Source organism: Deltaproteobacteria bacterium (genome assembly GCA_022340465.1).
Taxonomy (GTDB): Bacteria; Desulfobacterota; Desulfobacteria; order Desulfobacterales; family B30-G6; genus JAJDNW01.
On the sequence record JAJDNW010000106.1, the window covers coordinates 1 to 21,485 of the forward strand.

Consider the following 21,485-nt stretch of genomic DNA (forward strand, 5'->3'; position numbering starts at 1 on the left):
AACGTTTTATTTAAGTCGGCGATACGGGATGCGAGGTTGACGGTGCCGCCGATGAGCGCATACGACAGCCTGTCATGACTTCCGGTGTTGCCGGCCAGCAGCTTTCCCGTGTGAATGCCGATACCGTGCCGGAACGGTTCCTTGCCGTCCCGGATGCGTTCACGGTTCAGCTCATCGAGCGCTTGGCGCATTTCCAATGCGGCCTGCACGGCCAGATCGGGGTGATCGTCCAGGCTGATGGGCACGCCGAAAACCGCTTCGATCTCGTCCCCCACGTACTGCAGCACCAATCCGTGGTACTTGCGAATGGCCTTTTCCATAGCCGTAAAATACGCCCGCATGCTCCGGATCACCTCTTCGGGTTCATTTTTTTCCACATAGCGGGTGAAGTCCCGCAGATCCGAAAACAGCAAGGTTCCTTCGGTACGTTCGCCGTCCACCGGAATGTGGTCGCTGAGGATGCGGTCCCGGATCTCGGGCGTGACGTATTTACCGAAACTCATGTAGCAGATATCCCGCTCCTGCAACCCGACGATCAGGTCATTGGTTTTCGCGGCAATCTGGCCGAACTCATCGTTGCTGACGAGGGGAACCCGGGTGTCGTAGTTGCCGTTGGTAACCTCCTCCAACACCTGGAGCTGAATATTGATGACCCGCTTGAGATTGCGGGAGTACCGCTTGATGATGATCATGCTGACTGTCATTGTGGCCACAAACACGAACAGGATCTCCTTGAAAACGGCCCAGTAAATACTCTGGTCGGAAAAACCCTGCTTTCCCCCGAGGTAATAGATATCCAGCAGCACGACCATCAGGATGACAAAAGCCATGAAAAAGGTCATCGTGGCCATGAAGAACGCCATTTTTTTACTGACGGTCAACAGCATTTTGCGCGGTGATTCAACGCGGTGCTTCGAGTTCTCCAAAACCGTTATGAACTGAGCCTCGGTGTCCAGAAAACCGAGCATCCCGCCAAAGATGCCGAAGAAAAATCCGGCGATAATTATCTTGATGGCGGTGGAAAAAAACGCCCCGTAGTAGAAGTAGTAAACAGCGGCAACAAGCAGTCCGATTGCGGACCAGACAGTCAAATCCGCAACAAACCCTTTCCAGGAAAGACGATAATGGGGGTGCTCCGCAGAATCGTCAGCGATCATTTCCCGGGCGGTTCTGCGGAATAGATACAGACGCAGCGGCAGCAACAGGGCCACGGCGGCGGAAATCGTTCCTGCGGCCTTTGGATACCCGAGGCCGACCAGAAACGGTCAGACCTGAGCGCCATAGACGACCAGTACCGCGGCGAATGCGATGTAGGTAACGGCTATTTTCAGCATACTCCCATCCTTTGAAGCACTTGTTAAATTAGTGACCGCTTCTAAACGATTTTGGTCGTCTCAGTGTGCCAGAACAGGCGTATAGCGGCCAATATAGAAGAAAAGAAACCCCGACCCGTGAGATAGTATCAATAATCCTGTAACGAGTCAAACAACGGCTTTCGCCAACTATCCACCGTACCCCCGGCGACAAGTTTCACGACGTTGTACCCCGATCATGCCTTGGCAATAAAATTTTCTTAAAAATCTATATAACCGCGGTTGCCGTTCCCGGCAGATTGATCGATATCTCTTTCATATTTTTTTTCGAGTGCTTTCGCTCGCGCGGAAAATCTTATAACTGAACCAAATTCGGCTGCAGATAGAGAAACAATAGGCAGTTGATCCCATCTGTTTTTATCATAGCTGACGGACTGCAATCTAAACGCAATTAAAATAGCGTTTCGCGTAGAATTAATTTGAGGTCAATCATTGGAAAAGGTACCCAATGGGAAACGTAGTTTCGGAACGGTATTTTGCCAAACGCTATAAAGGATTGAAATACGATCCAAAAGGTGCCAAATACGGTTCTGACCCCGGCGTTGCAGCTGCAAGATGAACTGAACCCGAACAGGACTTATATGAGAGCCGACACCTTTCATACGCTTCCGGACCGATCCATTGTCACAACCCTGAGAGTGTTTCTGCCCTTCGCCCTCGGCTATTTCCTCTCCTATCTCTATCGGGTCGTCAACGCCGTCATCGCACCGGATCTGGTCGGCGACCTGGGCATCGGCCCCTCTGCTCTGGGACTGCTGACCGCCACCTATTTCATCGCCTTCGCATCCTCTCAGCTGCCGTTGGGAGTCTTGCTGGACCGTTTCGGACCCCGCAGAACCGAGGCCGTTCTGCTGCTCTTTGCCGGACTCGGGGCCTTCGTTTTTGCACGCTCCGGCAGCCTTACCGGGCTGATCATCGGCCGGGCGTTTATCGGTTTCGGCGTGTCGGCCTGTCTGATGGCCGCCTTCAAAGCCTATGTGCTGTGGTTTCCGGAAGAGCAGTGGCCGATGATCAACGGCTTCCAGATGGCCGCCGGCGGTCTGGGCGCCCTGGCGGCTACCACCCCGGTGGAGGCTTCGCTGCAGATCACCAACTGGAGGGGATTGTTTACTTTCCTGGGACTGTTGACCCTGCTGATAGCGGTAGCCATCTACTTGGTGGTTCCGGAGAAACCATCCCAAAACAGGAAGGAACGATTCAGTGAACAACTCCGTGGAATCCGTGAGGTATTCGCCAGCCCGGAATTCTGGCGGACGGCCCCTCTGACCACCATGTCCCAGGCGGCTTTTCTGTCTATTCAGGGCCTATGGGCCGGCCCCTGGCTCAAGGATGTGGCCGGCATGGATCGCATGGCCGTGGCCGGATCCCTTCAGTGGGTGGCGGTAGCCATGGTGGCGGGCTTCATTGGGTTGGGGGGATTGGCCAAGCAGATGGACCGACACGGCATCAGCGTGCTGTCAACCGCCATCGCCGGGATGGTCCTGTTCATGACCGTTCAAGCGGCGGTTATTCTCGGCTTTGTAGCCAGCCCCCTGCTGCTCTGGATCTGCTTCGGCTTTTTCGGCACCTCGGGTATCATCGCCTATGCATCGCTTTCGCAACACTTTCCCAGTCACCTTTCCGGCCGGGTGACAACGGGCGTCAACCTGCTGGTGTTTATCGCCGCATTTGCGGGCCAGTGGCTCATCGGCACCATTATCGGTCTCTGGCCCGTCACCGCAGACGGCGCTTATGCCCTGCCGGGATATCAGGCGGGATTCGCGGTCATGCTGGGGGCACAGGTTCTTTGCCTGATATGGTTCGCCATTGCCTCGATCAGGGGACGGAAATCAGCGACCTTCGGCTGAGCCGGTGGCTTATGAAAGGGCTTAGGGCACCACCCACAAGGCCCCGTTGGATATCCTGTTGATCATGTAGCGGGAAGCGCTACCCATGAAAAAGGACTTGTTGACGCCGCGTCTGCCGACCACCACCGTGCTGAAATTGCCCTTTTGTGCAACATCCATAATAGCCTTGCCGATTCTAAGGGTTCCCCTGACGCTTTCGATGGTGAGCCTCTCCCTGGAAATTCCGGCATCTTCAAACTTTTTCACGGCGTGAGGCCAAAACCGATCGATGCCGGCCTTGTCACCACGGGCAACCATCTTCTCCAGCTCGGGATCGGGCCGCTCTGCAAGGTCCGTCTCGCAGTAGCTGCCGCCGTTGCTGGTCACGTGCAGCAGGGTCAGGCGGACGTCGGGATTGCTGCGCAGGATGAAGCTGACGTGATCCACCGCCCGCAAAGAGGCCTCAGAGCCATCGACGGCGATTAGCATATCTCGCGTGGGCGACACATCACCATCCACCAGCCAGACCGGGATGACCTGGGACTGCTCCAGGATGTCGGTGGTGACACTGCCGGCATACATTTTCTGAAGACCTGAAATTCCCCTGCGTCCCACCACCACTGCGTCATACTGCCCATCCTGGGCGAATTCGATGATGTCCTTTGCATACCCAAGCTTTCTGATACGGGTGACGCATTCAATCCGATCCCCGGGTATGCCGCTCCCTTCCAACACCGCTCTACAGCCATCCAGCAGCTCGCCTGCCGCCGTCTCGTTATCACCGGCAACTTTTTTCAGCTGTTTCCTGGCCGCTGCACTTTTGCGAGCCTCATCCCGGAGAAAAAGGGATATCATCGGTTGAATGTGCAACAGCACGTAGTGCAGGTCGTCGATGGTGGAGGAAAGCTGTGCGGCATAGTTCAATGCCTTGCCCGATGGCTGCGATTTGTCCACCGCCAGTAATATTTTTTTTTGCACTTCCCATTCTCCTCTTCTGATTTCTGACCTTCTTTCCGCTTCAGCCGACTACTGACCACCGGCATCCGCCCTCTTTCCGGCCACCTTCACAATCGCTCCCCTGGCCTGAATGCCCGTTATAACCGCGCGGGGGACCGCCGCCATGGAGATGGCCACCCTGTCCTCGATGGGCCTTGCCGACAACGTTTCCATGGCCAGCACCTCGGCGACGCCGCTCTACACCTTGATTTTACCTATCCTGATGCGATAACGGTTGTCCTCGGCGTGGGGTTATGTCCGTGCAATGCACCGATCTACCCCGCAATGGCCTTCGCCAGTCTGGCAACGCCTTTTTCAAGGTCGTCCCTGTTGTAGTAGGAGAAACAAAGCCGCAGGTAGTCGTTGAACCCCTGCACGCTGGAAAAACGGCAGCCCGGTTGAAATCCGACCCGCTGTTGTTTTGCCGCGACCAGGAGTTTTCCCGCATCCCTTCCGTCCTTGAATCGGGCCCAGATGAAAAACCCGCCCTCCGGTATCCGAAAATCGAGTTCCGGAATCCTTTCCTGCAGCCGCTTCCCAAAAAACGCCTTGCGCCTTTTGTAGGTATCCTTGAAACCATCTAGTATTTCCTTTTGCAGGCCAAGGTCGATCACACTGGCAACGATGCCGGCAGTGAACGGGTTCGATCCGCCGCCGCTGTCCAAAAGACCGCACATCGAAACGCGCTCCAGGATTTTTTTATCGGCCTGCATCCACCCCAGCCTGAGTCCCGGCGCCAGAATCTTCGAAAACGATCCCAGTGAAACCACACCCTCGGCACCTTTAAAAGCAGCCATGGGAGGAGGAGGCTTCTCCCCGTAGGAAAGCAGTTGGTAAACCTCGTCTGCAACAACCAGGAAATCGTATTGGTTGCTCAACCGAATCAACGCTTCACGCCTTTTCTCGGAAAGGGTTACGCCTGCGGGGTTGTGGAACACCGGAATGGTGTAAACCAGCTTGGGGCGGTATTTTTTCACCCTCGCTTCCAGTCCCTCAACGATCAGGCCGTTGCGGTCCATGGGTGCGCCGACGACGTTGAGGTGGTGATCGGCAAAAATTCGCAGGGCGAGAAAATAGGAAGGTTCCTCGACGATGATGGTGTCCCCCGGTTTGACGAAGAGGGTGCATATCAGGTCCAAGGCTTGGGAAATCCCCGCGGTTATCAATATCTCTTCCCTATCCATGCGCAGACCGCAAGCGTCACTTAGAAATGCCGCCAGCGCCACCCGCAAACGGTCACTGCCCTGCTGTGCCCCGTACTGCAGTATTTCGGGGTTCGCCTCGCTCAACTGGTGATCCGCAGCCCGTTTTATTTTTTTCAGGGGCAGCAGTTCCACCTGAGGCTGTCCGACGCCGAGATCGATGACCCCCTTCGGTACGCTTGCCTGGGTTATCTGATATTTTTTCATTTTCCAGTTAGAAGCCCCTCCCTGCAAAAGGGTATGCAGTGACCGCTCTTTGGCGGGCCTCAACCCGATGTTCCCTCAAGGTTGCAACCCGGCGCTGGGGTTTATTTGTCCATTGACGGCATAACAGATCCTTGGCTATAATCTAACCTGAATAAACTGAAAATAATAATGTCTAATATCAAAATGCTAAACAATTTCAAATGATCCAATAAAAAAATAAAGGATCCGAGGGTCCAAGGATTCCAGGGGCCAGGGGTAAGACCATAGAGGTCAGACGCCTTACGGTTCACTGAATACGGCTCAGGGTACAGGGTGCAATGTGCAGACCGCTCAACGCATGATGCTTTGAAATTGCCGTGCGCCATCCGTTTTACGTTTAACATTTCACGGTTCACGACTTAATACGGGGCACGCCGTATACCGTGCACCGTACACCGTATACCGTTTTAAATTTGAATTTGGTGAATTAGAATTTTCGACTTTTTACATCCGGCCCCTTGGAGCAAGCATGTCCGCTAACGAAGCCGTTGACAAGTGCCTTCTGGATGCCCTGGAAAACATCGAAAACTTTATCAGGGAAACGACCGGGAAGCCGGCAACGGCCCGGGAAATCGCCAATGCCCTGAAACGCTATTTCGTTCTCAATGAAATCAAGGCACACATTGTCATGGACAGGGAGGGAGGGTAGCGCTTGGGAAAAAAGCAGCCGTCATCGGAACTGAACATACTGGAACATGATTACAGCATCCGCTCCTATGAAGTGGACGCCGCCGGCAGACTCTCCATACCTTCGATCTTCAACCTGCTCCAGAATGCCGCCAGCGAACATGCCTTGAGGCTGGGTGTCTCCGTTCACCAGCTGCTGGAAAAAAACATAACCTGGGTGCTCTCGCGTATGATCTTGAGAATGGAATCGTTTCCTGCCTGGAGGGATCGCATCCGGGTCAGAACCTGGCCGTCAGGCATGCAAACCGTCTTTGCTTTGAGGGATTTCGAAATCCGGGATCATGAAGGGCGCACCATTGGCCGTGCTACAAGCGCCTGGATCGTTATCGATGCCGACAAGCGCAGACCCATGCGTCCCACGTCGCTCGCCGACCAGATCAACGCCATCGAGGGACTGCACGCACTGGACCACCCGCTCAATAAATTGCCCAAATGTGAAGCCCCCCAACACCAAAGCGACTTTTTTGTACGCTACCACGACCTGGACATCAATCAGCACGTTAACAACGTCAGCTACATTGAATGGCTCCTGGAGAGCGTGCCCGCATTCGGCCGCGAAGATCTCACCCTCCGGGAGCTCGAACTCAATTTTTTGGGTGAAGCGTTCAAAGGGGACCGGGTTATCGCCAAGTGCCGAGTGGAAGACGCTTTACAACCGCGTTTTTCCCATACCATCTTCCGGGAGGAAGACCAGGCGGAGCTGATCCGGGCCCGCACCCTCTGGCATCAAAAGTGAAGATCACAAGCAGACAACAATCGATACTCAAATACGTTCAGGTTAACATCCCGCTGCGGATGCTGGTCGAATCATACTTTCCGCTTTTTAGGGATAACGGTATCAACCCTGAAATCGGCATCGATGCGGATGTTCTGGAGCATCGCACCCGGTTTGACTTCGAAAAGATCTCTCGTTCCCTGGCCGCTTATGGCCCCCGCATCACCATGCACGGCCCCTTCATCGACTTGTCGGCCGGCTCCAAGGACCCCCGTATCAGGGAGATCACGCGTAAACGGCTGGAACAGTTTCTTGAAATCGTACCGTTTTTCAAACCCGTCACAGTGGTTTGCCATGCCGGTTATGATGCAAAGCGCTATGCGTTTTTCAAAGAAGAATGGATCGAAAACAGTCTGCTGTTATGGTCCTGGTTCGCCGGGAAGCTGAACAAAAACGGTGTTCGCCTGATGCTGGAGAACGTGTACGAAAAGAATCCTTTGGAAATGCAAATGCTGCTGGACAGACTCCGGCGCAAACATGTCGGTCTCTGCCTGGACACAGGGCATCTGTGGTCTTTCGGTCAATCCACGCCCGAAATCTGGATCGACACCCTCGGTGAGTTTATCGGCCAGTTTCACCTGCATGACAACGACCGCACTTTCGACCACCACTTGGGAATGGGGTCGGGCAACATCGATTTCGAGCCGGTCTGGCGTTTCATCGGGTCAACGACACACGATCCCCCGGTTGTCACCTTGGAACCGCACACGCAAAAAGACCTGATAAACAGTCTGGTGTACCTGGAGCCGTATGCCGACCTGCTGCACCGGTTGTCATAATTTTATTGGCGATTAATCTTCAAAAAAATGTCACTCTGTCAAACGCAATAGATGGCCAGTGAGGTTGACTTCAACGTTGCAACTGTGAGGTTGATCATGACCAGCGAATCCAATGATCTCTATCCGGACAAAGGCGCAAGAGAAGACGGCGCAACCCGCCCCGGCAAAGGGGAAAAAACTGCAACCGCAGAAGGAGGCTCGACGACGGAAGCCTATGACGCCATCGCCTATGACGTTCGGGTCAATGCCATCAAGCACCTGATAGAAGCTTTCGGCGAAAGGCATCTCACGCGTGAATACACCACCTACGCCCTCAATCTCTGCGACAAGGTTTCGTTGACGCCGGACCTGGACATTCTGCGGGGTCAAAAGTCAATCTGGGCGGCCGCCCTTGTCCACGTCATGGCACGGCTGAATCTGCTTTTCGACACCAATAGCGACGTGGTCCTGACGCCGGCGTTGATCTGTTCACATTTCAAAACGGTCAAATCGACGGTCGGGAATCGGGCCTCGCAGATCCAAAAAGTGTGCGGGCTTGTCCCGGGCGCAAGAGGTTTCTGCCGACAGGAAAAAGCGGATGTCAAACCCGGCGGCAGCAAACAGATGAATTTGTTTAACGATTAACTTTCTTGTATGATTTTATGAAACCTGTACTGATTATCAAACTTGGCGACAGCCTCCCTGAACTCGTTGAATACAAAGGGGACTTTGAAGACTGGCTTATGGCGCCCATGCACGCGGCCTCCCTGGAAACGCATGTCGTCGACCCCCGACGGGGGACGGAACTGCCGCCGCCGGAAGCGTTCGCGGGGATTCTGCTGACCGGATCCCATGCCATGGTCACCGACAGCGAATCGTGGAGCCGCAGAACCGCCGCCTGGTTGCCCGGGGCCGTTCGCTCCGGCCCGCCGCTGTTAGGCGTGTGCTACGGCCACCAGCTGCTGGCGGAAGCCATGGGTGGAACCGTCGGCAATCATCCGCGTGGTACGGAGATGGGAACCGTAACTGTCGGCCTGACGGCCGGGGCCGGCAACGACCCCCTCATGCAAACGCTTCCTCAAAACCTGCCGGCGCATGCCAGTCACTCGCAAACCGTGATTACCCTGCCGCCGGAAGCCGTTCTGCTGGCGTCCAACGCCTGGGAAGCCCATCACGCCTTTTCCATCGGCGACTGCGCCTGGGGTATCCAGTTCCACCCCGAGTTCGATGCCGCCATCATGTCCACCTACATCAAAGCGTTTAGCGCCGCCCTGAAAAAACAGGGCCAAAACACCGAGAGGTTGCTGAAACACGTGCAGGAAACCCCCGACAGCCGGAGAGTGCTGGAACGGTTTGCGCAGATCGTCCTGGAAAAAGAAAGGGGCAGATAATCGAAGCGGGCCTCACAAAAAACACGAAATACTTAAAACGGATCCCCGCGGCAAGCCGCGGGGATCCGTTTTTTTCCGCTTTGTTATCGCTTTCAGCAATCAGCTGGTGCTCTCCAGCGCTTGAGCCGCCATAACGCCGGCAGGCTTTTCTGAATAGCCGCTGCCGGAGACCGAAGCGCCGACACCGCGATAGGTGGAAACCTCGAAATCCGGGTAGGCGTTGCCTCCGTGCTCCGAGAAATCCAGGCCTTCCAGCTCCTCTTCGGGGGAGACCCTCAAGCCGATGGTCTTGTCAACGAGCTTGAACAGGACAAAGGCAACCGGGAACACCCACAAAAAGCAGGCCGCGATTCCCAGAACCTGGACGCCGATAATCTTGGCGGAAGTGCCGCCGATGTTGAAAATTCCGGCCGCCAGCGTCCCCCAGGCGCCGTTGACGCCGTGAACCGAGATGGCGCCGACGGGATCGTCGATTCTGATTTTGTCGAAAAACAGTACCGACACCAGCACCAGCACACCGGCTATCGCGCCGATGATTACCGCACTCAACGGTGAAACGTTGGCACAGGGAGCCGTAATGGCCACCAGGCCCGCCAGGGCGCCGTTCAGGCTCATACCCACTTCGGGTTTCCCGAACTTGAGCCAGGAGGTGTACATGGCCACAACACAACCGGCAGCCGCAGCCAGGTTGGTGTTGACGAAAATCATGGCAATATCCGTGTTGGCCGCCGTGGTGGAACCGGGATTGAAGCCGAACCACCCCAGCCACAGGATAAAGACGCCCAAGGCCGCCAGCGGCAGGTTGTGTCCCAGAATAGGTTTGATTTTGCCGTCCTTGGTGTACTTGCCCAGTCGCGGACCGAGAACGATGGTGCCCGCCAGTGCAGCCCAGCCGCCCACGGAATGAACCACCGTGGAACCGGCAAAGTCGATGAAACCGAGGCCTTCCAGCCAGCCGCTGCCGTTAAAGAGGCTGCCCCAGGCCCAGCTGCCGAACACGGGATAGACAAGCGCGCTTATTACGGCGCTGTAGATCAGATACCCGCCGAATTTGGTCCTCTCTGCCATGGCTCCGGACACGATAGTGGCGGCTGTCGCGCAGAAAACGACCTGGAACATCCAGAAGGCCAGCACCCAGGGATCTCCGCCGAAAGAAAAATCGCTCAGAAAAAATCCCGATGTGCCGAACCAGCCGGTGCCGCTGACACCGAACATGATCCCGAACCCGATGGCCCAGAATGCCAGGGTGCCCACGGAAAAATCCATGAGGTTTTTCATCATGATGTTGACCGCATTCTTGGCCCGGGTAAAACCGGCTTCCACCATGGCAAAACCGGCCTGCATGAAGAATACCAGGGCGGCCGCCACCAGGGTCCAGACATAGTCGGCATGGGTTTGCACCATGTCGATGGCCGCTTTGTTCGACTCGACCGTGGGTACTTCGTCGGCGGCCAGGGCGTATGAGATGCTGAAAAGCAGAATGATTGTCATTAATAGAATCTTTTTCATGTCGTGCTTCCTCCTAAATTCATATGGCTTCAATTGCATAGAAATTCCAGTTTAGATGGCGTCCTGGCCGGTGACACCGATCTTGCTCAGCCCGTCCTTGACGTCGCCCAGTTTGAACGGTTTGATGACTGCTTCAATTTTCTTGATCGAAAAATCTCCTTTTAGCGCTTTGTCTTGATCCTGATCGTTTAATCGGTCATGATTGCAATCGCGTGAACATGTTGCTAACCAGTCTAAGCAATTCAAGTGCCAAAAAGTGCCTTCCCATCTGACAATATTTTTAACTATTTGAATAATATTGATATTTTGGTTAAAAATACATGCGGTCATGGCAACCGATCTGCAATTAGTTATTACATAATTGTATCGATATTAATTTATAATTACAAAATTGTAACTATAAAATGGGTCTTTTTTCAATTTTGTACCGCATAACACAGCGGATTTTTACGTTTCATTTTTCAGCCCCATTTACTATATACAGATTAGGTTTGAAATTGACTCGAAACAAACGGATCGTCCGAAGGAGGACCAGCGCATGTACATCAATGGAAAATGGATGACGGACGCCGGAAAACGTTTTGCCGTTTTCAATCCGGCTACGGGAAAGAAAATCGGAGAGGTTGCCGACGGCGGGACCGAAGAGACGATCGCAGCCATCGAGGCCGCCCACACGGCCTTCCCGTCCTGGTCAAAAACCACCGCCTATCAACGCTCCCGATATCTCTACCAGGCCTACGGCCTCATGATGGAAAACAAGGAGCATCTCGCCGAGGTCATGACCACGGAACAGGGAAAGCCCCTCCAGGCGGCCAGAAACGAAGTCCAGTACGGTGCCGATTTCCTGCTGTGGTTCGCCGAAGAAGCCAAGCGGGTGTACGGCGAAACCATTCCGGCCCCCCGACCCGATCAGCGCTTTATGGTCCTGCACCAACCGGTGGGTGTCGTCGGCGCGATCACGCCCTGGAACTATCCCATCTCCATGATCACCCGCAAGGTGGCCCCGGCCCTGGCCGCGGGCTGCACCATCGTGCTGAAACCTGCGGAAGCCACCCCGATATGCGCCGTCGAGACCTTCAAAATCCTGGAAAAGGCGGGGATCCCTCCCGGCGTGGCCAACCTGGTAACGGCCCTGGACCCTTCCCCGGTCGGACAGGAATTCCTCTCTAATCCCCTGGTCCGCAAGCTGACCTTCACCGGGTCCACCGGCGTAGGCAAACTGCTGGCCAGAGGTGCTGCGGAACAGATGAAACGAATATCCCTGGAACTGGGCGGTCATGCCCCCTTTATCGTTTTCGAGGACGCCGACCCGGTTTATGCAGCCAAGGGCGCCATGCTGGTAAAATTCCTGAACACCGGCCAGGCCTGCATCAGCCCCAACCGTATTTTTGTACACAAAAGCGGCCTGGAGGCGTTTATGAAGGAAGCCCGCCACCGGGTGGCGGTCATGAAGGCGGGCAACGGCATGGAAAGCGGCGTACGCGTCGGCCCCCTGGTCGGACCCGAGGCCCTTAAGAAGGTCGAAAGGCAGGTGAACGATGCCCTGGACAAAGGCGCCGAGCTGGTTATCGGTGGCAAACGCCTGACAGAAGAGGGATTGGACAAGGGTTATTTTTACGCACCGACCATTTTGCGGGGTGTCACCCCGGACATGCGGATATACCGGGAGGAGACCTTCGGACCGGTGGCCCCGGTCATCGCCTTCGAATCCGAAGAAGAGGTCATCGAGATGGCCAACGACACCGTTTACGGGCTGGCATCTTATGTCTACACGCGGGATATCTCACGGGCCATGCGCATGTTCGAAGCCCTACGCTTCGGCATCGTGGGCATCAACGACATCAATCCCACGGCGGCAGCGGCACCCTTCGGCGGCATGAAGGAGAGCGGCCTGGGGCGGGAAGGCGGGCGGGAAGGCATCGCCGAGTACCTGGAAACCAAGTTGGGCGGCTTTTCGGTTTGATCGACAGGCGATGTGAAAGTCGTCGAAGTGCCGCTATTTCTGCGCATAGGTCTTGACGATGCCCCCGTCCAGCAGGAGGTCTCCGCCTATCAGGTATTTTGCAAACCGGGAAAAACCGAACACAAAGAGATTCCCCACCTCTATGGGGCTCATCATCTCTTTGACCCGAGACGACCCCATCATCACATCGGAAACGACCGCCTCCTCGCTGATGCCGCGTTGCCTGGCCTGAGCGGGAATCTGCCCCAGCGCCAAACCGGTTTTCACAAACCCCGTGCTGACGGTAAAAGACCGGATTTCCCCCATGCCCTCGGCAGCAATGCTCTGGGTCAAGGCCCGCAAACCGAATTTCATGATATTGTAAGCCGGTTTGTTGACGGTGCATATGTGGGCATGAATAGATGCCATATTCCCGATGGCGCCCGTACCTCCCCGGCTCCTGCGTATATGCGGCAGTACCAGCTTGGATAGATAAAACGGGGCCCTGAGCATCAGGCGATGCATATAGTCGAATTTTTCCATGGGGAAGTTTTCGATGGAATCGATGTGCTGAATACCGGCAATGTTGGCTAAAAACTTGATTGATCCCAGCTTGGCAGCTTCCTCGACGGCACGGGTCACCTCTTTGTCACGGGTGAGATCGGTCCGGATGAATACCATCTGGCCGCCCATCTCGCGGGCTAGTTTCCGGGTTTTCAGGCCCGCTTTTTCGTCGATGTCCAGTCCGGCAACCATGAGGCCGTTTGCAGCCGCCGCTATCGCCGTCGCTCGTCCAATCCCCGTTCCGGCTCCGGACACGATGCAAACATTGTCCTTGGAAAACTGGTTGTCCGCCAGTATCAATACATCCTCTTTTAAAATTTTCGGTTCGGTAATATCCATGTTTTCCCCTCCCGGGATAGCGGATCTGTTCGTCTCCAACAATAGACACCAGCGGTGGAGCACAGATACGATGAACACTTTTTCATGGCATCGCCCGATATCTATTTTACCGGACATCGTTCGATGGTGCACGGGAAAATCATGCTGCTTCCCGGTCGATGGCAGGCCGGTTGCTGCTGAATCGGGTGATCTGCTCGAAGGCGTGGGCCAGCTGCAGCACATCCAAATCCCTGTGATGCCGGCCGACGATCTGCAGTCCCACGGGCAGGCCTTCCCCCGTAAACCCACAGGGGACGGAAACGGCCGGCAAGCCGGTCAGGGTTACAAGGCAGTTCATGGCCATCCAGTCGATATAGGTGTCCATATGAACCCCTTCGATTTCCCTGACCCACTCCTGTTCTACAGGAAAAGGTGCCACCTGGGTAGTGGGAAGCAGTAGGAATTCATAGATTTTCAAAAAGGCGTGCACCCGCTGGTAAAACTCGCTTCGGGCCTCTTCGGCGCGGGCCACATCTCTGGCGGAAAGGCCGAGACCCTTGGTAATGTTCCAGACGACGGTGTCTTTCATGAGTTCGCCGTATTTTTCATAATCCCCGGCAAGGTCGAGGAACTGGAACGCCCTCAAGGTCTGAAAAGCATCGAAAGCGTCGCCGACATCTGGCTGGTTCTCGTCGATGCGACAGCCCATGGTTTGGAAGGCATCCAGGGATTGTCGACAGCATGCCGCAACCTGTGCTTGTACGGGAAACCTTCCCAGGTCGGTTGTCCAGGCAATGCGGGTGCCGTTGAAGTCCCGCTCCAAGGGCCCCGAAAAAACGGCGCCGGATTCGTCCATAGCCCCGGGCGCCCTGCTGTCCGGGCCGGCCATCACCGACAGCAACAGCGCCACGTCCCTCACCGTGCGTGCCATGGGCCCTTCTACGCTCAGGGTCTGCCAGGCGGATGTCGCCGGCCAGGCCGGTACGCGCCCGGGCGAAGGCCGCAAGCCGACCACGTTGCAGAAAGCGGCCGGATTGCGCAAAGACCCGCCCAGGTCGCTGCCGTCGGCCAGGGGCACCATTCCGGATGCCAGGGCGGCCGCCGCCCCGCCGCTGCTGCCGCCTGCCGTTCTGCTCAGGTCGTAGGGATTTCTGGTGATGCCGTAGACCTCGTTGAAGGTGTGTGACCCCGCCCCGAATTCAGGCGTGTTGGTCTTGCCGATAACAATGGCGCCGGCGGCCCGCAACCGCTCCACGAAAAGCTCGTCCTGATCGGGAATGAAATTTTTGTAGATCCGGGAACCGAACGTCGTAACGATGCCCCTGGTCAATGCCAGGTCTTTGACAGCCAGCGGCATCCCGTGAAGAGGCCCCAGTGGTTCTCCCCCCCGGATCTTTTCGTCGCAAGCCCGGGCGGCTTCCAACAACTCCTCGGGAGGGCGCAACGCGCAGAGGGCGTTGATCTTCGGGTTGACGTCCTCGATGCGATCGAGGAAGACCCGCAAAACCTCGACGGCGGAAAGCTCCTTTTGTCGGATCATGGCGGCGAGGTCGGTCGCGTCCATATAGTAAATCGGGTTGCCCATCACATCCGCTCCTCAGTAAAAAGTTCACGCACCTTATCCACCAGCACCTTGCCCATCACATTCCTGGGTATCGCTTTCACGAAAACGATCTTTTTGGGGCACTTCCAATCATGCAGGTGGCGGCGGCACTCCCGCGCCACCTGTTCCGCGCTCAGGTCGGCACCCTCCTTGAGAACAATGGCGGCCACCACCTTTTCACCCCATTTTTCATCCGGAATCCCCGCCACCACGACCACGCTCACGGCCTCCATCCGGTTGATAACCGCCTCGATCTCCTTGGGTGAAATGTTCTCCCCGCCTGAAATGATGATATTTTTCATACGGTCGGTCAGGTAATAATACCCCTGTCGGTCGACCCGGCCCAGGTCGCCGGTTTTGAACCACTCCCGGTGAAACGATGCGGCAGTGGCTTCGGGGTTTTTCCAGTAGCCTTTGGTAATCGATTTTCCTTTGAGCCAGATTTCACCGATTTCCCCCTCCGCAACATCCCTGCCTGTCCGGGGATCGACAATTCTCGCCACAACCCCCGGTAAAGGAATTCCTATAGAGCCGGGCTTCTTCTCACCCTTCAGGGGATTGGTAAAATTCATACCGGTTTCGGACATGCCCTCGCGCTCGACCGGTTCCCGGCCCAGTGTCTGCCGGATGCTTTCGAAGGTGCTCTCCAAAAGCGGTGCCGACCCGGAAGTCCACAGGCGAATGTGTTTGAAATCCCGCCTTTCCTGATCCTGTAATGCCCTGACCAACCGGATGTACATGGCCGGAACCGCCATGAAAACGGTGCAGGCAAGATTTCCCTGCTTTACCGACAGGACCTCGAGCGCCCTTCCCGCTTCGAACTTTTCCATCATGACCACATGCGATCCTGCCAGCATGGCGGTGTGAAAGGCAAAACACAGTCCATGGACATGAAACAAAGGCAGCGCATGGCAGATGGTATCGGCGGCACCGATTGCCCACACCCGGTTGATGTTCCGGGCGTCGTTGAGGAGGTTGGCGTGACTGAGAACAGCGCCTTTGGGTTTGCCGGTAGTCCCGGATGTGTAGATTATCAACGCAGGGTCATCTGGCGACATGTCAACAGCAGGCGCCTTTTCCTCGGCGCCCTGGTCCTGCGATCGAACGTCCGGTGCCAGACGGGTATCGACGACCAGGCTTTTCAATGCCGGGTTCAGTTCCCTTATGATCCTCGACCGTTCTTCATCCGCAACCACCAGGCAAGCGCCCGAGTCTTTCAGGAAGTAGTCCAGCTCGTTTTTTTTGAATCCCGGGTTCAAGGGCACGCTTATGGCACCTGCCTTTAGAATGCCCAGGTGGGCTATCAAAAAAACAGGGCATTTTTCCATTATCAGAAGCACCCGGTCGCCCTTGACGACGCCCAACCCAATCAGATTACGGGCAAAACCGTTTGCCAGCCGGTCCAGACGCCCGAAGCTTAGGGCCACATCGGGAATCCCATCCCGGATGAAGGTAAGCGCTCTCTTTTCGCCGCAGTTTTTTAGGCTTCTCGTCAGCACTTTTATGAATATCGTATCCATGTGATGCGCCACTCCCTGTTTTGGATATTTTTGCATGCCACCTAACAAGCAAAAAGGCAAGGCCCACACGATGTGCAACCCCCTGCCTTTTGGTTTGTAAACCATGCCCGGCGCTTCGAAGTACCGGCGCATTGTTTATGTGCAACGTTTTCTGCTCATTTTTCAAAAACGGTCGCAGCCTTTCCAAACTGCCCGTATGTACCGGCCAATAAGCCCCCGATGGTAATCTGATCCAGGCGCTCGAACATAGCGATGCTGGCCTCGAGCCATACCCAGCGGGACAGGCACTCTCCGGCGTTTTCGCAGACGCCGCACACTTTTTCGTCCGATTCCGCACATTCGGTGATCGCCGAGGTTTCCTCCAGCGTCCTGACGATGTCACCCACGGTGATGCTTTCCGGCGGCTTGTTCAGCATGTGCCCGCCAAGCGGCCCCCGCTGACTTTTTATCAACCCTGCCATCTTCAGCTTCCGGATCAGTTGCTCTAGGTATTTAAGGGAAATATTCTGGCGCCTGGAGACATCCCCGAGAGGAACCGGACCGTTCTTTGCGTGGACCGCCAGGTCAAGAATCAGCCGTGTGCCATATCTGCTTTTTGTCGTCAGTCGCATACGCGCCCCGTGTCGAACCTCACTCTATGGCTCTCTTTGTTTAGGATTATCTATGGCAATCGAACATTCCCGGAAGCAAGCTTGAGGGGAATGCTTTCGCTATCGCGATTCAACAGGGATTTTTCCTGTCATTTGTCCGGGTATGTCAAGAAAAAAAATAAACGTTCCCACTCCCGCCCAGACATAATAGATCTTAAAATAACTTGTTTCTACTTGGAGTTCTGTGCTTATACCCACCATTGCGCATCAATTCTCAACCTAAGTTATGGCTTATTTGTTTATGGCCAAGCCTAATGGCTCGACCTGGCCCAGAGGATCAGGCTTTTAATATTGGAAGAAAGGGTACACTGCCATGCCTAAACAAAACGCGTTTTTCCTGATGGTCCTGGTGACCTTGATCTGGAGTGCCAACGGCCTGATGATCAAGCTGGTGGACTGGCCCCCCATTGCTATCTCCGGCCTGCGCTCCCTGTTCGCCGTAATAGCACTGTTGCCTTTCATGAGGAAACCCAGCCGCTGGTTGTCTTTCAGAACGCTGGCCGGCGGCGGTGGATTTGCCGGGGCGCTGGTCACCTTTGTCATCGCCACCAAACTCACCACAGCGGCCAATGCCATTTTCCTTCAACTCACAGCCCCCGTGTATGTGGCCCTCCTGTCGGGATGGATCCTGAAGGAGCGTATCACCCTGCTGGACTGGCTCGTCACCGGTGCCATTCTCCTGGGAATGCTGCTTTTTTTCGGTGACCGTCTGACCATGGAGGGGTATTGGGGTAACCTAAGCGCCATCCTGAGCGCCGTGTGCTGGGCCATATTCGTCCTGATTTACCGCAGAGAAAAAGATGACGCGCCCCTTAAAATTCCCATCATAGGGCACATCATCTGCGTCCTTACCGGGCTGCCTTTTGTGATGACCGCCGGGTGGTGGCCCTCATCGGGCGGCATCTGGATCATCCCCATGGGGACTGTGGGTGCCGGGCTGTCGTTCGTCCTCTACACCTGGGTGATAAAGCGCCTTGCGGCCATCGAGGCCGTCATCACCCAGACGATCGAACCAATTTTCAATCCTGTGTGGGTTTTTCTGGTGGTGGGGGAGCGGCCGGGTCCCTGGGCTCTCCTGGGTGGGGTAATCGTGCTTTTTTCCGTTACCCTGCACGCAATTCTACGCAAGGAGAAGCCCTGAACCACTACGGCGCAAGATCCTAACCTGTTTTCAGCGCGGGATCTTCAATATATAGAAATACCCCGGCGACGGGGATCAATTGCGGCTCAATTTGATCTTGCCGGAATCGAGCCCATAGCGGCTCAATACGTCGACCTCATATGGTTTGCCCAAAACGCTCTTCAGGTATTCGATCACCACAACGGACCGCAGTTCGTGCACGTTGCACTGATCGATGCGGGATTCGTCTTCGAGCACACCGGCCGCCCATCTGGAAGAAACGGCATCGTCATCGGCATACCGTTTTTGCAGCGACTGATAGTAGAGATGGTTGACACGTTTCAACTCCTCGACGTCTATCGCTTCAATTTGCGTCCAAGCATTGACCAGCGATGCGGAACCCGGAAAATTCGGATGCTCCACAATGGTTTTGTAGTCCTTGGCCCATCTTTGCATCCCATTGTAAATATGATGACTTTTCACCATATTGATATTTTTCCATCCGGCCTTGAGCCATTTGAAGACCGCACACCTCAACCGGGGCTTTCCCGGTTCGGACTCGTAGTACACGATGATGGACGAAGATTCATACATGTAGGAATCCACCCACCCCAGGCCGAACTTGTTAATGCCTTTTTCACCGGAATAAAGATAATTCCAATCCTTGTCGTCACCCAGGACAATGCCCTTCTTGCCGACGTCGGAGCGGTCTTTCTGACGTGACAGCGACAAAAACACATTCCGCCCCTGATACTTGAAGAGAATCAACAAGCGGTCCAGATCATACTTGTAGTAGGCACCCGTATGAATATCGGGTGTATTTTCAACAGTTTCTACGCCGCGGACCAAGATCGGATCCGTCAGGCCCGACAGGCGCTCCCAAAGATTTGCATAGCTCTCCTTCCCCTGGCTGACCGTCTTCCAGTAACCCAGGCGCATGGAAGAGGGTGTCAACAGATAGGCGGGTATGTCGGGGTTGTAGGAAATCTGCAGGAGATCCTCGAGGCTTTGGTTCAGGTCGACCTCGATATAGGCGGAGGGGGCTCCAAAGGAGTTGTCGGCAACGAAAATATCGTCAGGGCTTTTGTCAGATGCGACAAAATCCAGAACCGGCTTCACCGCCTGCATGTCTAAAGATTCTGCCTTGCCGGGTGTCACCAGATCGAGCAGGTGGTTGAGGCCTGGATTCACGTCCTCGGGAATAGTTTTTTCCCGATTTTCCTGCCCATGCAGATTCCGGTTTTCTTCGTCTCTCGCAAAGGCCGCACCCGATAGGGCGAGCAGCCCGACTAAAACCGACAGCGTTAAGGCAACAAATGGTTTCGCCTTCATCATCTCTATTTCCGTACGCTTGTGGCCTGTTCGGACCTTTTTTAGTGGTCCAAACAGATTGCACAAAGCTGTTTTTTTCTTTATTATTTACTGATTATCATAAAAAATCATCCATAAAAGACTCAGCCCCCTGGAGGCAGGAGGCTTATATCTATCCCATACTATAACGCTGAAATAGAGCTTATCAAGCAATATTTTTCGGCGACCCGCTTAGGGTTGACAATCTTCCACGCAATTCAATACTATGCCGTCAACTTATGGTACAGAATATCACTCCCAAAGTTGCAACGCTGGGATCATGCAAACCTGAACTGCGCAGTCAAACCAGGAAAAATTATCTGCAAAGGAGAAAACCATGAAAGATGTTGTCATTGTCTCGGCCTGCCGGACGGCCATCGGCACTTTCGGCGGAACGCTAAAGGATATCCATGCTGCCACCCTGGCCAAAACGACCATGGCTGCCGCCATTGAAAGGGCCGGCATCGATCCAGCCACCATCGACGACGTACGCTACGGCTGTTGTATGGAGCCCGTCGACGCGCTCAACGTCACCCGCACAGCCGCTTTGCTGGCCGGTATCCCCGACGCGGTGCCCGCCGTTACCATCAACCGCGTGTGCATTTCCGGCATGGAAGCCGCCCTTTCGGGCATGGCCATGATTCAAGCCGGTATGGCCGACATCATCCTTGCCGGAGGCGTAGAACAGATGTCCGGCGTCCCCTATGTGGTACCGGCCGCTCGCTGGGGCTGTCGCCTGCAGGACAGGGAATTTGTGGACGCTCTCATCCGGGGTCTCCACTGCGGTTCGCACATCATCCCCCACCCTGAAGACGGGCCGGTGGACGCGGAAAAACCGCCGCTCAGCTTTTTCAAGGGCAAACCATACATCATGGGGCACACGGCCGAATTTGTCGCCCAGCATCTGGGAATAACCAGGGAGGAAAGCGACGAAGTGGCCCTGCGGAGTCAGAACAATGTCGAAAGGGCCACCAACGACGGTTCCTTCAAGGACGAAATTGTTCCCATCGAGGTCCCCAGACGCAAAAAGGACCCCATCGTCTTCGACAAGGACGAGCATTTCCGACCGGGGTTGACCATCGACCAGCTGCAGAAGCTGCCCCCGGCCTTTGTCCCCAAAACAGGCACCGTCACCGCTGGCAACGCCAGCGGCATCAATGACGGATCGGCGGCCATGGTGCTGATGTCCGCCGAAAAGGCCCGGGAATTGGGCCTCGAGCCCCTGGCAAAAATCGTCGCCACGGGCAGGGGCGGCTGCCATCCGTCCGTTATGGGCCTCTCCCCTGTCCCGGCCGTACGTGATTTGATGAAACGCAGCGGCCTCAAAATAGATGATTTCGAACTCGTTGAAGTCAATGAAGCGTTTGCCGCCCAGTATATCGGTTGCGAGAGAGAGCTGGGGCTGAACCGCGAGATCACCAATATCAACGGATCAGGCATCGGATTGGGCCATCCCGTTGGCGCCACCGGCGCCCGCATTATGACCACGCTGATGTACGCCCTGCGAAAGAAGGGCAAAAGCCTCGGCCTGGCCACCCTGTGCGGCGGCGGCGGCGTTTCCATGGCCTGCGCCCTGGAAATCATGTGACCCCATGGCAGCGCAGGCCCCTGAACGGACCTGCGTTGCCCTTCTGCACGGCCGGGAGATGTAAACA

At 55.4% G+C, this 21,485-nt stretch carries 19 protein-coding genes and 1 pseudogene; 9 read left to right on the plus strand and 11 right to left on the minus strand.

From position 1 onward, the window contains the following. The coding region (locus LJE94_15295) for an adenylate/guanylate cyclase domain-containing protein (protein MCG6911470.1) at positions 1–1,211 on the minus strand (1,211 nt) is incomplete at its 3' end. Positions 1,212–1,954: 743 nt separating this feature from the next. Here LJE94_15295 and LJE94_15300 point away from each other — a divergent pair. Beyond that, entirely contained in the window at positions 1,955–3,220 is a 1,266-nt protein-coding gene (locus tag LJE94_15300; protein ID MCG6911471.1) for an MFS transporter, read from the plus strand. A 21-nt stretch (positions 3,221–3,241) separates the two neighbouring features. Here the strand turns inward: LJE94_15300 and LJE94_15305 are convergent, their stop codons facing one another. The 3 genes from LJE94_15305 to LJE94_15315 form a co-directional block, all read right to left on the minus strand. Further along, positions 3,242–4,177, minus strand: a complete 936-nt coding sequence (locus LJE94_15305) for a universal stress protein (GenBank protein ID MCG6911472.1) — start codon at positions 4,175–4,177, stop codon at positions 3,242–3,244. A gap of 48 nt (positions 4,178–4,225) precedes the next feature. Next, entirely contained in the window at positions 4,226–4,369 is a 144-nt protein-coding gene (locus LJE94_15310) for a hypothetical protein (GenBank protein ID MCG6911473.1), read from the minus strand. 101 nt (positions 4,370–4,470) lie between these two features. Then, complete coding sequence (locus LJE94_15315) at positions 4,471–5,604, minus strand: PLP-dependent aminotransferase family protein (GenBank protein ID MCG6911474.1); 1,134 nt, start codon at positions 5,602–5,604, stop codon at positions 4,471–4,473. 508 nt (positions 5,605–6,112) lie between these two features. On the opposite strand from LJE94_15315, the gene LJE94_15320 reads away from it, so the two are divergent. The 5 genes from LJE94_15320 to LJE94_15340 all read left to right on the plus strand — a co-directional run bounded on the left by LJE94_15320 (position 6,113) and on the right by LJE94_15340 (position 9,254). After that, the gene (locus LJE94_15320; protein ID MCG6911475.1) at positions 6,113–6,292 is read left to right on the plus strand and encodes a hypothetical protein; all 180 of its coding nucleotides are present in this window, start codon (positions 6,113–6,115) and stop codon (positions 6,290–6,292) included. 3 nt (positions 6,293–6,295) lie between these two features. Next, positions 6,296–7,066, plus strand: a complete 771-nt coding sequence (locus LJE94_15325) for a hypothetical protein (protein MCG6911476.1) — start codon at positions 6,296–6,298, stop codon at positions 7,064–7,066. Continuing rightward, the gene (locus tag LJE94_15330) at positions 7,063–7,884 is read left to right on the plus strand and encodes a sugar phosphate isomerase/epimerase (protein MCG6911477.1); all 822 of its coding nucleotides are present in this window, start codon (positions 7,063–7,065) and stop codon (positions 7,882–7,884) included. The genes LJE94_15325 and LJE94_15330 overlap by 4 nt, the downstream gene beginning before the upstream one ends. Before the next feature lie 96 nt (positions 7,885–7,980). Beyond that, a complete protein-coding gene (locus LJE94_15335) occupies positions 7,981–8,508 on the plus strand; it encodes a DUF6398 domain-containing protein (GenBank protein ID MCG6911478.1) in 528 nt (175 codons plus the stop codon). Positions 8,509–8,525: 17 nt separating this feature from the next. Continuing rightward, positions 8,526–9,254 (plus strand): glutamine amidotransferase, encoded by a 729-nt coding sequence (locus LJE94_15340; protein ID MCG6911479.1) that lies wholly within the window; start codon positions 8,526–8,528, stop codon positions 9,252–9,254. 99 nt (positions 9,255–9,353) lie between these two features. Here LJE94_15340 and LJE94_15345 read toward each other — a convergent pair whose 3' ends face one another. Continuing rightward, positions 9,354–10,763 carry an ammonium transporter gene (locus LJE94_15345; protein ID MCG6911480.1) on the minus strand — a complete coding sequence of 470 codons (1,410 nt, stop codon included), beginning with the start codon at positions 10,761–10,763 and terminating at the stop codon, positions 9,354–9,356. Positions 10,764–10,829: 66 nt separating this feature from the next. Beyond that, positions 10,830–10,910 (minus strand): annotated as a pseudogene (locus LJE94_15350) (P-II family nitrogen regulator). A gap of 391 nt (positions 10,911–11,301) precedes the next feature. Between LJE94_15350 and LJE94_15355 the strand changes: the two are divergent. Further along, positions 11,302–12,726 (plus strand): NAD-dependent succinate-semialdehyde dehydrogenase, encoded by a 1,425-nt coding sequence (locus LJE94_15355; GenBank protein MCG6911481.1) that lies wholly within the window; start codon positions 11,302–11,304, stop codon positions 12,724–12,726. A gap of 33 nt (positions 12,727–12,759) precedes the next feature. Here LJE94_15355 and LJE94_15360 read toward each other — a convergent pair whose 3' ends face one another. From LJE94_15360 to LJE94_15375, 4 genes are all read right to left on the minus strand, one after another. Then, a complete protein-coding gene (locus LJE94_15360) occupies positions 12,760–13,608 on the minus strand; it encodes an SDR family oxidoreductase (GenBank protein MCG6911482.1) in 849 nt (282 codons plus the stop codon). Between the two features lie 139 nt (positions 13,609–13,747). Continuing rightward, positions 13,748–15,172, minus strand: a complete 1,425-nt coding sequence (locus tag LJE94_15365) for an amidase (protein MCG6911483.1) — start codon at positions 15,170–15,172, stop codon at positions 13,748–13,750. Continuing rightward, positions 15,172–16,710 (minus strand): acyl--CoA ligase, encoded by a 1,539-nt coding sequence (locus LJE94_15370; protein ID MCG6911484.1) that lies wholly within the window; start codon positions 16,708–16,710, stop codon positions 15,172–15,174. Before LJE94_15370 ends, LJE94_15365 begins: the two co-directional genes overlap by 1 nt. Before the next feature lie 155 nt (positions 16,711–16,865). Continuing rightward, the gene (locus tag LJE94_15375; GenBank protein ID MCG6911485.1) at positions 16,866–17,321 is read right to left on the minus strand and encodes an Rrf2 family transcriptional regulator; all 456 of its coding nucleotides are present in this window, start codon (positions 17,319–17,321) and stop codon (positions 16,866–16,868) included. A 352-nt stretch (positions 17,322–17,673) separates the two neighbouring features. Between LJE94_15375 and LJE94_15380 the strand changes: the two genes are divergently transcribed. After that, the gene (locus tag LJE94_15380; GenBank protein ID MCG6911486.1) at positions 17,674–18,501 is read left to right on the plus strand and encodes a DMT family transporter; all 828 of its coding nucleotides are present in this window, start codon (positions 17,674–17,676) and stop codon (positions 18,499–18,501) included. A 75-nt stretch (positions 18,502–18,576) separates the two neighbouring features. Here the strand turns inward: LJE94_15380 and LJE94_15385 are convergent, their stop codons facing one another. Next, positions 18,577–19,815: a hypothetical protein gene (locus LJE94_15385; protein MCG6911487.1), complete on the minus strand. Its 1,239-nt coding sequence runs from the start codon at positions 19,813–19,815 to the stop codon at positions 18,577–18,579. Positions 19,816–20,167: 352 nt separating this feature from the next. Here LJE94_15385 and LJE94_15390 point away from each other — a divergent pair, with 352 nt between their 5' ends. After that, entirely contained in the window at positions 20,168–21,418 is a 1,251-nt protein-coding gene (locus LJE94_15390) for an acetyl-CoA C-acyltransferase (protein MCG6911488.1), read from the plus strand. Positions 21,419–21,485: the final 67 nt, after the last annotated feature.